This is a genomic window from Pseudoxanthomonas putridarboris (assembly GCF_038321125.1).
GTDB classification, from domain to species: domain Bacteria; phylum Pseudomonadota; class Gammaproteobacteria; order Xanthomonadales; family Xanthomonadaceae; genus Pseudoxanthomonas_A; species Pseudoxanthomonas_A putridarboris.
In genome coordinates this window covers 126,864-140,264 of sequence record NZ_JBBWWT010000004.1, presented here as the reverse complement: position 1 = coordinate 140,264, position 13,401 = coordinate 126,864, and the positions used below count along the sequence as shown (strand labels likewise).

At 67.7% G+C, this 13,401-nt stretch carries 10 protein-coding genes and 1 pseudogene; 8 read left to right on the top strand and 3 right to left on the bottom strand.

Features of this window, described 5'->3' with window-relative positions; all coding sequences use genetic code 11:
* The first annotated feature begins 127 nt into the window (after positions 1–127).
* Both AAD027_RS10560 and AAD027_RS10555 read left to right on the top strand, forming a co-directional pair.
* Complete coding sequence (locus tag AAD027_RS10560) at positions 128–1,159, top strand: L,D-transpeptidase (RefSeq protein ID WP_341725991.1); 1,032 nt, start codon at positions 128–130, stop codon at positions 1,157–1,159.
* Positions 1,160–1,217: 58 nt separating this feature from the next.
* Positions 1,218–1,955 carry a murein L,D-transpeptidase catalytic domain family protein gene (locus tag AAD027_RS10555; protein ID WP_341725990.1) on the top strand — a complete coding sequence of 246 codons (738 nt, stop codon included), beginning with the start codon at positions 1,218–1,220 and terminating at the stop codon, positions 1,953–1,955.
* Positions 1,956–1,967: 12 nt separating this feature from the next.
* Here AAD027_RS10555 and AAD027_RS10550 read toward each other — a convergent pair whose 3' ends face one another.
* Positions 1,968–2,837 (bottom strand): MBL fold metallo-hydrolase, encoded by an 870-nt coding sequence (locus tag AAD027_RS10550; protein WP_341725989.1) that lies wholly within the window; start codon positions 2,835–2,837, stop codon positions 1,968–1,970.
* 266 nt (positions 2,838–3,103) lie between these two features.
* Here AAD027_RS10550 and AAD027_RS10545 point away from each other — a divergent pair, with 266 nt between their 5' ends.
* The 6 genes and pseudogenes from AAD027_RS10545 to AAD027_RS10520 all read left to right on the top strand — a co-directional run bounded on the left by AAD027_RS10545 (position 3,104) and on the right by AAD027_RS10520 (position 9,498).
* Positions 3,104–3,574, top strand: a complete 471-nt coding sequence (locus tag AAD027_RS10545) for an OsmC family protein (protein WP_341725988.1) — start codon at positions 3,104–3,106, stop codon at positions 3,572–3,574.
* Between the two features lie 215 nt (positions 3,575–3,789).
* On the top strand, positions 3,790–4,830 hold the full coding sequence (locus AAD027_RS10540) for a LacI family DNA-binding transcriptional regulator (RefSeq protein WP_341725987.1): 1,041 nt from the start codon (positions 3,790–3,792) through the stop codon (positions 4,828–4,830).
* A gap of 359 nt (positions 4,831–5,189) precedes the next feature.
* A complete protein-coding gene (locus AAD027_RS10535) occupies positions 5,190–7,325 on the top strand; it encodes a TonB-dependent siderophore receptor (protein ID WP_341725986.1) in 2,136 nt (711 codons plus the stop codon).
* 31 nt (positions 7,326–7,356) lie between these two features.
* The gene (locus tag AAD027_RS10530) at positions 7,357–7,653 is read left to right on the top strand and encodes a hypothetical protein (RefSeq protein ID WP_341725985.1); all 297 of its coding nucleotides are present in this window, start codon (positions 7,357–7,359) and stop codon (positions 7,651–7,653) included.
* A complete protein-coding gene (locus AAD027_RS10525; RefSeq protein WP_341725984.1) occupies positions 7,653–7,916 on the top strand; it encodes a hypothetical protein in 264 nt (87 codons plus the stop codon). The genes AAD027_RS10530 and AAD027_RS10525 overlap by 1 nt, the downstream gene beginning before the upstream one ends.
* 8 nt (positions 7,917–7,924) lie before the next feature.
* Positions 7,925–9,498: pseudogene (locus tag AAD027_RS10520) on the top strand (PepSY-associated TM helix domain-containing protein).
* A 444-nt stretch (positions 9,499–9,942) separates the two neighbouring features.
* Here AAD027_RS10520 and AAD027_RS10515 read toward each other — a convergent pair.
* On the bottom strand, positions 9,943–11,622 hold the full coding sequence (locus AAD027_RS10515) for an alpha-amylase family glycosyl hydrolase (RefSeq protein ID WP_341725983.1): 1,680 nt from the start codon (positions 11,620–11,622) through the stop codon (positions 9,943–9,945).
* Positions 11,622–13,013, bottom strand: a complete 1,392-nt coding sequence (locus AAD027_RS10510; protein ID WP_341725982.1) for an MFS transporter — start codon at positions 13,011–13,013, stop codon at positions 11,622–11,624. The genes AAD027_RS10515 and AAD027_RS10510 overlap by 1 nt, the downstream gene beginning before the upstream one ends.
* Positions 13,014–13,401 lie beyond the last annotated feature (388 nt).

Sequence of the window (13,401 nt, the reverse complement as noted above, 5' to 3'; positions counted from 1 at the left end):
ACAAGGCGTCGGAAGGTTGTAGGAGCGCCCTTGGGCGCGATGCCCTTCGCGCATCCCATCCAAGGCACTGTACCCGGGAACGTCCTGCGCGCGTCCGCGCGGATCCGATCTGGGCTAAGCTGCGTGCATGTTGAAAGCCTGCCTGTTGACCTGCCTCCTGGCCATGCACCTGTGGGTCGCGCCATCCATGGCGCAGGCGGTCGGGCCGGTGGCCGATGCGCGCGCGCTCGAGCCGGGCCAGTTCCTGTGGTATCCGCAGGTCGCGCCGGAAGGTCCCGTCGTGCTGGTGGTCAGCCTGGACGAGCAGCGCGCCTACGTGTACCGCAACGGCATCGCGATCGGCGTGTCCACCATCAGTTCCGGCAAGCCGGGCAAGGACACGCCGACGGGCGTGTTCACCATCCTGCAGAAGAACAAGGACCACCGCTCCAACCTCTACAACAACGCGCCGATGCCGTACATGCAGCGGCTGACGTGGGACGGCATCGCCCTGCACGGCGGCAACCTGCCGGGGTATCCGGCCTCGCACGGCTGCGTGCGGCTGCCGCAGGAGTTCGCCGAGAAGCTGTTCGCCATCACCCAGCGCGGCGATTCGGTGGTGGTGGCAAACGCCAAGGCGTCGCCGGCCAGCGTGGTGCATCCGGCGGTGCTGGCACCGGTGACCGCGGGCGGGCAGGCGGCGTCCTTGCCCGCCTCGCGCTACGAGGTCTACTGGGACGAAGCCGCGTCGCCGGAAGGGCCGGTGAGCGTCCTGGTCAGCCTGTACGATGCGCGCGTGTCGGTGCTGCGCAATGGCGTGCTGATCGGTTCGGCGCCGCTGCAGATGGTGCGCGATTTCGCCTTGCACGGCACGGTGCTGCTGGTGATGACCACGGAGATCGAGGACATCCCCAGCCTGCTGGACCCGCAGCAGAAGGAACATCGCTGGATCGCCCACCGCATCCTGGGCGAAGAGGGCGCACCGATGCCGCCGCTGCGCGAGTTGGGCGAGTCGTTCTGGATCCCGCAGGACTTCGCGCGCCGGCTGTACACCATCCTGACGCCCGGGACCACCGTGCTGCTGTCCGATCTGCCGGGCGTGCGCGCAACGCCGGCCGAACAGGAAACGGCCCCGGTCTTGGAATCGGATGGCGATGACCCCATCCAAGCCCCACGCTGAACCTCGCGGAAGGAGTCGTTCAGGCAGCGTGCCTTCCCGTGCCTGCCGGTTCCTTGCCATGACCCGTTCCAGATGGTTTTCCCTGTTGCCTGCATTGCTGGTCGCCCTGCCGGCGGCGGGTTCGGCGGAGCCGCCGCAGGCGAACCCGCCCGAGGGCATCGTCGATGCCCTGCATCGCGCCGCGCCCGCGCTGGACCGCAAGGTACTGTCGATGGCCGCGCGCGCGATGAGCTGTTCGCTGAAGCGCGGCGATGCGGTGCCGATGCGGCGGCTCAGCGTCATCGACTATTCCCGACCCTCCACGCAGCCGCGGATGTGGGTGTTCGACCTGGAGCGCCAGCGCCTGCTGTTCGAGGAATGGGTGGCGCACGGCCGCAACACCGGCGAGAACCTCGCCACGCGCTTTTCCAACGCCACCGGCAGCTACATGTCCAGCCTGGGCGCGTTCCAGACCGAAGAGTCCTACCAGGGCGCCAACGGTTACTCGCTGCGCCTGCGCGGGCTGGAGCCCGGCTTCAACGACAAGGCGCGCGAGCGCGCCATCGTCATCCACGGCGCGCCCTATGTCAGCAACGACCTGATCCGTTCGCAGGGCAGGCTGGGGCGCAGCCTGGGCTGTCCCGCCGTGCGCACGGCGGTGGCACGTCCGCTGATCGACACGATCCGCGGCGGCTCGTTCGTGTTCGCTTATTACCCCGATCCGGACTGGCTGCGCAGCTCGCGGTTGCTGAGCGCCGATTGCGGCACCGGCGCCGCGGCATCAGGACACGCCACCGCGCATGCGGGCGGCCGCTGACGCAGCAACCGACTATTCCGCCGGCGGCGACAGGGGAATCTTGAGATAGCGGGTGCCGTTGTCTTCCGGATCCGGCAGGCGGCCGGCGCGGATGTTGACCTGCAGCGCCGGCAACAGCAGCGCCGGGGCGGGCAGGGTGGCGTCGCGCTGTTCGCGCATGGCGACGAAGGCATCCTCGTCCACGCCGCCGCCGATGTGGACGTTGCGGGCCCGCTCTTCGCCGACCGTCGTTTCCCAGGCGTAGTGGTCGCGTCCCGGCGCCTTGTAGTCGTGGCACATGAACAGCCGGGTGTCGTCCGGCAGCGCCAGCAGCTTCTGGATCGAGCGGTACAGCGTGCGCGCGTCGCCACCCGGGAAATCCGCGCGCGCGGTGCCGTAGTCGGGCATGAACAGCGTGTCGCCGACGAACACCGCATCGCCGATGCGGTAGGCCACGCAGGCGGGGGTGTGGCCGGGCGTGTGCAGCACCTCCACGCGCAGGTCGCCCAGCGCAAAGGTCTCGCCATCGACGAAGAGATGGTCGAACTCGCTTCCGGTCCCGCTGACGTCCGGCAGGTTGAACACGGGAGCGAACACCCGCTGCACATCGCGGATGTGTTCTCCGATGCCGATCCGGGCGCCGGTCCTTGCCTTCAGGTAGGGCGCGGCGGAGAGATGGTCGGCATGGGCGTGGGTTTCCAGGATCCAGGCGATCGTCAGATCCTCGGCAGCGGCGAAGGCCAGCAGTGCATCGGCCGATGCGAAGCCCGCCGCGCCGGTGCGAGGATCATAGTCCAGCACCGGGTCGAGCACGGCCGCGGTGCGTGTGGCCGCATCCCACGCCACGTAGCTGACGGTGTGGCTGGCGTCATCGAAGAAGGCACGCAAGGACGGCGAGGCCATGGAGTACTCCGGGAAAACTGGCCGTCAATCTAGGCAATGCCGAATGAATGGAATGCTAAATCGTCCTGCGTCCATGCCTGGGTCCAGTCCGCGCTACTGCCCGCAGGTGAGGAGGATTGCCGGAGATTCCTGACGAGGGACGCATGCCCAAAAGCACCGCGTTTCGGCTGAATCGTGATCACCGGCAACCGTCGGGTCGATGCCATGGACCCTGCGCGATGCGATGATGGCACCGGAACAGCCTTCTTCTGCGCACGGAGCCCCTCATGAGCGAGACCCAGACCATCCGCCTGACCCTGGAACAGGAAGACGACTACGCCTTCCGCATCCGTTTCGACGAAACCGACATTCCCGACCTGCTGACCGACGAGCCCGCACCGCTGGGCGCCGGCGCCGGACCGAACCCGACGCGGCTGCTGTTGTCGGCGGTGGCCAATTGCCTGTCGGCCAGTCTGTTGTTCGCCTTGCGCAAGTTCAAGAACACGCCCGGCAGGCTGGTCACCACGGCCACCGCCGAACTGGTGCGCAACGAGCAGGGCCGGTTGCGTGTGGGGCACATCCACGCCGACGTGCGGCTGGCGGAGGCGGGTACGGCGCACCAGTCGCTGGAGCGCATCCTGGCCCAGTTCGAGAACTTCTGCGTGGTCACCGAAAGCGTGCGCAGCGGCATCGAGGTCTCGGTCAGCATCACCGATGCCGAGGGCGTGCAGCTCCACGGCGCGACGCGGACCGGTTAGGCAGGTCCCGAGACGGAGGGACGGACCGTGGGAGCGACGCAAGTCGCGATGAAGCTTTACCGGTAGCCTTTCGCGACTCACGTCGCTCCCACAAGGGGGCATGGGAATGGCGGGGCAGGGGAAGCTGCAAGCGTCTGCTTGGCCGCCGCGGATCGCCGCCGGCGGGCGGGCATGGCATCATCGGCTTTCTGGACGTTCCGCCGCAGACGCAATCCGTGACCGCACCGATCAAGGGTAAAGCCACTTCGCTGGACATCGCGCATCTGGCCGGGGTGTCCCAGCCCACCGTCTCGCGCGCGCTGCGCGGCAGCCCGATGGTCAACGAGGAAACGCGCAAGCGCATCCTTGCCATCGCCGAGCAGCTGAACTACAAGGTCGACAAGAACGCTTCCAACCTGCGCCGACAGCATTCGGGCACGCTGGCGCTGCTGTTCTTCGAGGATCCCACGCCGGACGAGTCGGCGATCAACCCCTTCTTCCTGTCCATGCTGGGCAGCATCACCCGCGCCTGCGCGCTGTGCGGCTACGACCTGCTGATCTCGTTCCAGCAGTTGTCCAACGACTGGCAGGCCGATTACGAGGACAGCAAGAAGGCCGACGGCATCATCCTGCTGGGCTACGGCGACTACCTGGAATCGCAGTCGCGGCTGGAGCGGCTGGTGCAGCAGGGCACGCATTTCGTGCGCTGGGGCGCGGTGCTGCCGGACACGCCGGGCATTTCCATCGGCTGCGACAACGCGCAGGGTGGGCACGACATCACCGCCCACCTGCTGGCGCAGGGCCGGACGCGCATCGCTTTCCTCGGCCACGCCTCCAACCATTACCCGGAATTCTTCGAGCGCTACCTGGGCCACCAGCGGGCGCTGGAAGCCGCTGGACTGTCCGCCGACCCGGCGCTGCAGGTGGACGCCATCACCACCGAGCAGTCCGGCCACGAAGCGGCCAGTGAACTGCTGCGGCGCGGGGTGGCCTTCGATGCGATCTTCGCGGCCAGCGACCTGATCGCGGTCGGCGCGATGAAGGCGCTGCACGAACAGGGCTTGCGGGTACCGGACGACGTGGCCGTCGCCGGTTTCGACGATATCCCGCTGGCCAGTTTCACCAATCCGGGCCTGTCCACGGTGCAGCAGGACACCAAGCGGGCCGGGGCCATCCTGGTGGAAAGCCTGCTGAAGCTGATCCACGATGAACCGGTGGAGAGCCAGACCATCCCGGTCAGGCTGGCGCTGCGGGGGTCCACCGGGGAAAAGCGGTAAGGGGTAGGAGCGCCCTTGGGCGCGATGCTCTTCCCCACCACGCGTGCCCGGTCCCAAGAGCATCGCGCCCAAGGGCGCTCCTACAGAGGCGCGGCGTACGAAGGGCGGTAATGCGCCGCGGACGCAAAACGTTTCTCCTTGCAGGCGGCGCAGCCGCCGGCTTCCCCCTCACAGCTCGCAGCTGTGGCGACTTCCCGCACCGATTGCCTGAAAGGGGCTTCGACACTAGAATAAGAATGATTCTTATTTCTTGTTGGTGGCGGCAGCGGCTTGTCCGGCGCTTCCTTCGCCCGCGATACCCACCGGCAGGCGGGGTCGTGGGCCACCGGCCGCTGTCCGTCGAACTCCCCAAGGCCCCCATGTCCGCTTCCTCCCCCCGCGTCGTCCTGTCCGTTCGTTCCCTCAGCCTGTCCATCGCCGTCGCGCTGGCCGCGCCCCTCGCCGCGTTCGCCCAGTCGGGCGAGGTGGCCCCCTCCGACGCCACCACGCTGGATGCGGTGCAGGTGCAGGCGCCCATCCCCAGGAGCACCGGCACCGCGACCAAGACCGCGACCTCGCTGAAGGAAATCCCGCAGTCGATCTCGGTGGTCACCGACCGCCAGATGCGCGACCGCGGCATCCACGGCGTGGAAGAAGCCGTGTGGTTCACCGCCGGCGCGCAGGGCGGCGGCTATGGCAGCGACAGCCGCAGTGATTGGCTGCTGGTGCGCGGTTTCACCCCGGCGCGCTACATGGACGGCCTGACCCTGCCGGAAGGTTCCGGCACCGGCATCACCCGCATCGAACCCTACGGCCTGGAGCGGGTGGAAGTGCTGAAGGGCCCGGCTTCGGTCAACTACGGCGCGATGCCGCCCGGCGGCCTGGTCAACTACGTCAGCAAGCGCCCGACCGAGGACACGCTGCGCGAAGTGGAAGTGCAGGTCGGCAGCGACGACATGAAGCAACTGGCCTTCGATTTCGGCGGCAAGCTCAACGACAGCGGCACGCTGCTGTACCGCCTGACCGGCCTGGGCCGCAACAGCGACACGCCGGTGGATTTCATCCACGACGACCGCTACTTCCTGGCCCCGGCGATCACCTGGAAGCCGGACGAGGCCAACGAACTGACCGTGCTGGCGCGCTACCAGAAGGCCGACACCAAGGGCGGCGCGGGCTTCCTGCCGGCCGAGGGCACGCTGCTGCCCAACCCCAACGGCAAGATCAGCCCCAGCCTGTACACCGGCGAGCCCAACGCCAACGACTACGTGAAGACGATGAAGTCGCTGGGCTACGAATTCCGCCACGACTTCGGCGGCGGCGTGGCCTTCCAGCAGAGCGCCCGCCTGGTGGATGCGGAGGTCGAGCCCAGCGTGTCGGTGGGCGCGTTCGGTTTCGCGCCCGGCAGCCAGACCGAACTCAGCCGCTACCTGTGGTCCACGCGGGAGGACGAGAAGACCTTCGGCCTGGACAACAACCTGCAGTGGCGCTTCGCCACCGGCCGTGCCGAGCACACGGTGCTAGCGGGCCTGGACTACCGCCGCACGCGCTACGACTACGACTCCAATTTCGTGTTCGCCGCCACCGGCCTGGACGTGTTCAACTCGGTCTACGGCTCGATGCCGGACTTGCGCCCGGACTTCGATCCGCTGACCACCGCCAGCACGCGGCAGACGCAGTCGCAGGTGGGCCTGTACGTGCAGGACCAGATCAAGCTGGATCGCTGGGTGTTCACCGTGGGCGGGCGCCAGGACTGGGTGGGCACCGACAGCAATGGCGACCACCAGAGCGACGACGAGTTCTCCGCGCGAGTGGGCGTCAACTACGTGTTCGACAACGGCCTGGTGCCCTACGTGGGCTGGTCGCAGTCGTTCCAGGCCACCATCGGCGCGGAGCATGTCGACCGTGGCGGCCGCGCGTTCGTGCCCACCACCGGCGAGCAGATCGAGGCCGGCTTGAAGTACCAGCCGGCCAGCGGCAAGGTACTGGCCACGCTGGCGCTGTACGAGATCACCCAGGAAAACACGCTGACGGTCGACCCGGAGCACACCCTGTTCCAGATCCAGCAGGGCGAGACCAGGGTGCGCGGCGTCGAACTGGAGGGCCGCTGGAACATCGGCTCCGGGCTGAGCGTGTACGGCGCGTACGCCTACATCGATTCGGAAGTGACCAAGAGCAACGACGCGAGCACGCTGGGCAAGCAGATCGCGTTGCAGCCCAAGCACGCGGCCTCGGCCGGCGCCGACTACACCTTCACCGGCGGTGCGCTGGCCGGCCTGGGCTTCGGCGCGGGCGTGCGCTACACCGGCGAGCACTTCGGCGATGCGCCCAACGAGTGGGAGACGCCGTCGTACACCCTGTTCGACGCCGCCGTGCACTACGACATCGCCAACTGGCGCCTGCAGCTGAACGTGCAGAACGTGGGCGACAAGGAATACATCAGCGCCTGCAACGCGATCTACTGGTGCTACTACGGCTACGAACGCACGGTGACCGCCACGGCGCGTTACCAGTGGTAAGCCGCTGAATCCCCACGGGCCAGCCGCCGCCATGCCTTCGTTGCTCCTGATCGTCGCCTTCGCCACCGCCGTATCGTCGGCGGCGGCGCTGTACGCCGGTTCCCGCCACTGCCGTTGGGCCTCGTGGCGCAGGCTGGGCCGCACCGGTACCTGGGCCGGCCTGTCGCTCGCCGTCGTGTCGCTGTCGCTCTGGATCGTCGCGCTGGGCACGGGCGCGGGGCTGTGCGCGATGCTGGGCACCTGGATGCTGGCGATGATGGGCCTGCCTTACCTGGCCGGCATGTCGGTGGCACCGGCCAACGCCAACGCCAACGCGGACGACGCCTGATGTGGGGTCGCGCCACGGCCGGCATCGTGCCCGGCTTCCTGTTGTCGGCGGCCTTGGTGGGACTGGTGAGCTGGTGCCTGCCGGGGCCCTGGGAATCGACGCTGGTGGCCGGCATGCTGGCGTTCTTCCCGGTATGGATGGGCGCGATCGCGCTGGCGTTCGCGTTCCGCAACGGCAAGCGCGCATGGACGATCTACGGCGCGCTGGCAGCTCTGGGATTCGCCGGCCTGTGGCTGCTGCGCCACCTGCAATGGGTGCAATAAGGGCGCCGATGAAACTGAAATCCTCCACGCTGCGCACCTTCACCACGCTGCACACCTGGGTGGGACTGGTGGCCGGCTTCGCGCTGTTCGTCGCGTTCTATGCCGGCGCGATCACCGTGTTCCACCACGACCTGATGGTCTGGCAGTCGCCGCACGCGGTGGAGCGGCCCGTCGAGACGCTGGACGACGCGCAGGCCTTGCTCGACGAAACGCTGAAGCGCCATCCTCCCGCGCGCGTCTGGGTGGGCATGATGTTCCCGGGCGAGGAGTCGGCCCAGGCGGCGGTCTACTGGCCGGACGAAAAAGGCGTCTGGCGCTTCGCCACCCGCGACGATCTGGAGGGCAGCGAGCAGCCGCCTTCCGCCGCGCTGTCCGAACTGGTCAACGCCTTGCACTATTCGCTGGGCATTCCCCTGGCCGGCACCTACCTGATGGGCATCGTCAGCCTGCTGTACGGCGTGGCGCTGGTATCGGGCATCGTGATCCACCTGCCCAAACTGGTGGACGACCTGTTCGCGCTGCGGCCGGGGCGCAACCTCAAACGGTTCTGGCAGGACGCGCACAACGTGATCGGCGTGCTGAGCCTGCCGATGCACGTCATGTTCGCCGTGACCGGCGCGTTGCTGTGCCTGGTGATGGTGGTGGCGTTCGCGCTCAACCCGCTGATCTACGGCGGCAAGCTGATGGAAGCGATGCCGGCCGCGCTGGACACCGCGCCAAGGGTGGCCGCCGCCGGCAAGCCCGAGACCCTGGGTGGCGTGGCGGTGTGGCATGCGCGCGCGCAAGAGGTGGCGCGGGAGCAGGGATTGCCATCGTTCGAGCCGGCCTACCTGAAGCTGACGAATGCGGGCGACGCCAACGCCATCGTCGAGATCACCGGCGAGGCGCCGCGAATGCTGGGTGCACTGGGCGCCGTGGCGTTGAACGCCAACACGGGCGAAGTGATCGCCAGCCAGCTGCCGGGCCGGCGCGACGCCAACCACGCCACCTTGTCCATCGCCTACCTGCTGCACTTCGGCGAATACGGCAATGCCTGGGTGCAGTGGCTGTACTTCCTGCTGGGCATCGGCGGCGCGTTCCTGTTCTATTCGGGCAACCTGCTGTGGATCGAATCGCGGCGCAAGCGCCGGCAACAGCAACAGGGCGCCGCGCAGGTCTGGATGGCGAAGGCGACGGTGGGGCCTGCATCGGCGTCTGCGTGGCGATCTCCGCCGCGTTCGTCGCGGTGCAGGTGCTGGAAGCGCACGCGGTTTCATGGGGCACCGGGGTCGAAGCCGGCGTGAAAGGGGCCTGCTTCACGACATGGGCGCTGTGTCTGCTCTGGGCCGCCGTGCGCCCCCCCGTGCGCGCCGCGCGGGAACTGCTGTGGCTGGCCGCATTGGCGACGGCGCTGATACCCGTGGCGCATGGCGCGATGACGGGCTGGTGGCTGTGGAAAAGCGCGGCGGCCGGGCATGCCGCCCTGTTCGCCATCGACGCCGGCGCGCTGGCGATGGCGGTCGGCTTCGCCTGGCTGGCGCGCATGACCGCGAAGCGCGCGCGCGTGGGCGAACCCAACAGCGTGTGGGCGGAAGCACTGTAGGAGCGGCTTCAGCCGCGACCGCACGACCGCCAGACAGGCGACGGACGGGAATGAATGCGGATGACACGAATAAAGCATTCTGGCTTTATCCGTGTCATCCGTGGCTGAGGCTTACTGATGGCTCCCGGTCGCGGCTGAAGCCGCTCCTACAGGAGAGGCAGGTCAATCGGTCTGGGGCATCTTGCGCGACATCAGCCGTGCAGGCCGGGGTCAAGTCTCCGACATCTGACGAGTGTCGGCTCGGACCGGTCCGCGGATCGATCTTTCCTTGTAGGAGCGACGTCAGTCGCGACCGGGAGCCACGGAGAAGCTGTGCGCCACGGTCCAATCCGGATCGCGCAGGCAAAGCCAAACGTCTTTTCCCTACCCATCCGCGTTGATCCGCGTCTGGAGTTCTGGTGGGTACGCGGTCGCGGCTGAAGCCGCTCCTACAAGGGGAGCGGGTCAATCGGGTTTCGGTGCCTTGCGCTCCATCAGTTCGGCCAGGCGGGCGCGGGTGTCTTCGCGGGTGATGGGGGCGTCGAGCAGGAATACGCGCACGCCGTGCGCCGGCACTTCGGCTTCCAGCCGGTTGCGCACGCGCTGCTTGCGACCGGTGAAGGCATCGCGCCATTCGCCCTGCTGTAGATGGTCGCTGACCGAAATGCGGCTGGCCTTGTCGGCCTTGTTCAACATCACCAGCGCGGTCTGGTGGATGCCGTTGTGCTGCAGCACGCGGTAGAACACGGCCTGGTCGCCCTTCAGGCGCACGTTGAGCTGCAGGCCGCGCTGCAGGGCCGGCGTGTCCCTCCGCAACTGCGCGATGCGCTGGAGCGGCGCGAAGATGGGGCTCTGCGGCGCCGCGTCGATGCGTTCCTGGCCGAAGTAGTTGCGGTTGCCGGCGTGTTCGGCGCGGCCGCGCATGAAGCCGGTTTCGGAGCCGTAGTAGATCACCGGGATGCCGCGCGCGGTGAACAGCCAGTTATGCGCGTCGATGAAGCCTTCGTCGCGGGCGTCCATGCGCGCCATGTCGTGGTTGTCGTAGAAGGTCATCAGGTCGTACGGGTTGGCGTACGGACCGTCCTCCAGATACAGCGCCTTGCCGAGTTCGGCGAAGTCGCTGCCGGGTTTCTCGAACACTTCGGTCAACCTGGCCTTCAGCGGGAAGTCGAGCACGCTGTAGCCGCCGTTGCGTTCCCAGGTATGGCCGGCGATGCTGGCGGCGTCGTAGTCGAAGTTCTCGCCGAACATGAAGAAGCCGGGCTTCTTCTCGCGGATGCGGTCGGCGAACCGCTTCCAGAACGCATGCGGCATCCAGGCGATGGTGTCCACGCGGAAGGCCGCCGCGCCCTGGTCGATCCATTGCCCGTAGGCACCGACCAGGTACTCCAGCACCTGCGGGTTGTTCTCGTTGAAGTCCGATAGCTGGGCCAGCCCACCGCCGGTGTTGTAGAACGCGTGCAGTCGCTTGCGGCGCGGGTCCAGCTTGCCCGGGTCCAGGTTCTGGTGGTCGGCGACCAGCTTGCCGTCCTTGTCCCACAGCTTGCCGTACTGCGGCTGCATCTTCGGCATCGAGTACGCCGGCGAGCCGTGGTTGGCGACGATGTCCAGCACCACGTCCAACTGCTGGTCCTTCATCGCGCGGGTGAAGCCGGCGAAGTCCAGCCTTTCGCTGGGCAGGTGCTCGTCCAGCTTGTAGAAGTTGATGCCCCAATAGCCGTGGTAGCCGGTCTTGCCGCGGTCGGTGAACATGCCGCCCCAGGTCACTGCCTCGCCGCCGGTGAACGCCTGGTCCGGGTTGTCGACGATGGGCGTGACCCAGACCGAGGTGAAGCCCAGGCCGCGGATGTAGCCGGCGTTGTCGACGATGCCCTTGAAGTCGCCGCCCATATAGCCGACGTTGTCCGATTCGCCTTCTGGCGCGCCGGGCACGGGCAGGTCGAACGTGCGGTGCGCGCCGCCCTGGTCGCGGTGGTCGTTGGTCGGATCGCCGTTGACGAAACGGTCCGTCAGTACGAAGTAGACGGCTTCCTTCGCGAAGGGTTCGGTGGTGCCGTAGAAGTCGTCGGCGGCAAGGGCCGTGGGTGCGAAGGCGACCGGCAGTGCGAAGGCCAGCCAACGCAGGCGCGGTATCGATCGGGTCATCAGTGCACCTGCTGCAGATGGGCGGTGGGAGTGTCCTGGTAGGCGGCTTCGCGCACGCGGGCCAGGCACAGCGCGCCCACGACCAGGCTGGCGCCGCTGATGACCAGCGCGTAGATCGGCTGGTTGCCGAAGAAGTGGCGCAGGGCCGGTCCCAGCAGGGTGGCGGCGACGATCTGCGGGATCACGATGAACATGTTGAAGATGCCCATGTAGATGCCCATCCTGTCCGCCGGCACGTGGCTGGACAGCAGTGCGTACGGCATCGACAGGATGCTGGCCCACGATACGCCCACCAGCGCGAAGGACAGGATCAGCCACGACGGCTGCGGCACGAACCACATCGACAGGAAGCCGATCCCGCCCAGCAGCAGCGAACCGAAATGCACCGCCTTGCGGTTCAGCGGGAAACGCGCGGCATAGAAGCTCAGCAGCAGCGCCACCAGCATCGACGACAGGCCGTAGTAGCCCATGTACGAGCCCACCAGGTCGGCCGCGTTCTGGAACGCCGCATTGGCCGACTGGAAGGCGGCCGCCTGCGCAGGGACACTCATGTCGAATGCGGCCGGGTCCGGCGCGGGCGCCTTGAACACGTGTTCGGTCAGGCCCGGCGTGGCCATGGACCACATGGCGAAGAACGCCAGCCAGCTGAAGAACTGCACCGCGCCCAGCCGGCGCATCTGCGCCGGCATGTGCGCCACGTGGTGGACGATCCCGGCGATGAAGTTGCCCTGGTCGCGCTTCTCCCGGCGGAAGGCCTCAAGATCCTCCGGCGGGTATTCCCGCGTGGTGAACACCGTCACCAGGATGCTGGCCATGAACACGAACGCGCCGATGGCGAAGGCGATCTTCACCGAGGGCGGCACCACCCCCGGCCCGGCCTCGTTCGGCACGCCCATCTGCGCGACGAACCAGGGCAGGTTGCTGGCCACCCAGGTGCCGATGCCGATGATGAGCGTTTGCAGGACGAAGCCGTAGGAGCGCTGCTGTTCGGGCAGCTTGTCCGCCACCAGGGCGCGGAACGGCTCCATGCTGATATTGATGGACGCGTCCAGCACCCACAGTAGGCCCGCGGCCACCCACAGTGCCGGCGAGTGCGGCATGAAGACCAGCGCGATCGAACTGAGGACCGCGCCGATCAGGAAGTACGGACGGCGGCGCCCCAGCAGCGGATGCCAGGTGCGGTCGCTGAACCAGCCGATGATCGGCTGCACCAGCAGGCCGGTCAGCGGCGCGGCGATCCACAGCAGCGGCAGCGAATCCTTTTCCGCGCCCAGGGTCTGGAAGATGCGCGACATGAAACCGCCCTGCAACGCGAAGCCGAACTGGATGCCGAGGAACCCGAACGACATGTTCCATATCTGCCAGAAGGACAGTTGCGGCTTGGGGGTCATGCGGGTGGATTCCTGGTGCCGGTGGGATCGCCTGGGCACAGCCCGCATCGGTTCGACGCGGCCTGCGGCTGAGGCGGCATCTTGAAGGCAACGGCCTTCGATTCCATGCTGCACTGCAAACACGCCGCGACCTGCGGAATGCCGCGCAGGACGCACGCCGGGACAGCCGCGTCCGCGTCGAAACCCGCGCCGTTGCTGGCTTCTTCCCATGCCGGCGCATGCGGGCGCTTGCCCGGCCACCGTCGTCGCGCACCCATCCGCCACCCTGCTTGCATACGTATTCATCCACCGGCACGACGGACCACGGTCACGCGGGACAGCGGGGCATGGAATAGTTGCGCCCGCCGTGCGCGCCGGCTGGGCGCGTGACGCAGGGAATCCGGTGGAG

Excerpts from the sequence above, each read along its gene's own strand:
- AAD027_RS10555 (WP_341725990.1), top strand. The coding sequence starts at position 1,218 with ATGACCCGTTCCAGATGGTTTTCCCTGTTGCCTGCATTGCTGGTCGCC.
- AAD027_RS10525 (WP_341725984.1), top strand. The coding sequence starts at position 7,653 with ATGTGGGGTCGCGCCACGGCCGGCATCGTGCCCGGCTTCCTGTTGTCG.
- AAD027_RS10560 (WP_341725991.1), top strand. The coding sequence starts at position 128 with ATGTTGAAAGCCTGCCTGTTGACCTGCCTCCTGGCCATGCACCTGTGG.
- AAD027_RS10515 (WP_341725983.1), bottom strand. The coding sequence starts at position 11,622 with ATGACCCGATCGATACCGCGCCTGCGTTGGCTGGCCTTCGCACTGCCG.
- AAD027_RS10530 (WP_341725985.1), top strand. The coding sequence starts at position 7,357 with ATGCCTTCGTTGCTCCTGATCGTCGCCTTCGCCACCGCCGTATCGTCG.
- AAD027_RS10535 (WP_341725986.1), top strand. The coding sequence starts at position 5,190 with ATGTCCGCTTCCTCCCCCCGCGTCGTCCTGTCCGTTCGTTCCCTCAGC.
- AAD027_RS10550 (WP_341725989.1), bottom strand. The coding sequence starts at position 2,837 with ATGGCCTCGCCGTCCTTGCGTGCCTTCTTCGATGACGCCAGCCACACC.
- AAD027_RS10545 (WP_341725988.1), top strand. The coding sequence starts at position 3,104 with ATGAGCGAGACCCAGACCATCCGCCTGACCCTGGAACAGGAAGACGAC.
- AAD027_RS10510 (WP_341725982.1), bottom strand. The coding sequence starts at position 13,013 with ATGACCCCCAAGCCGCAACTGTCCTTCTGGCAGATATGGAACATGTCG.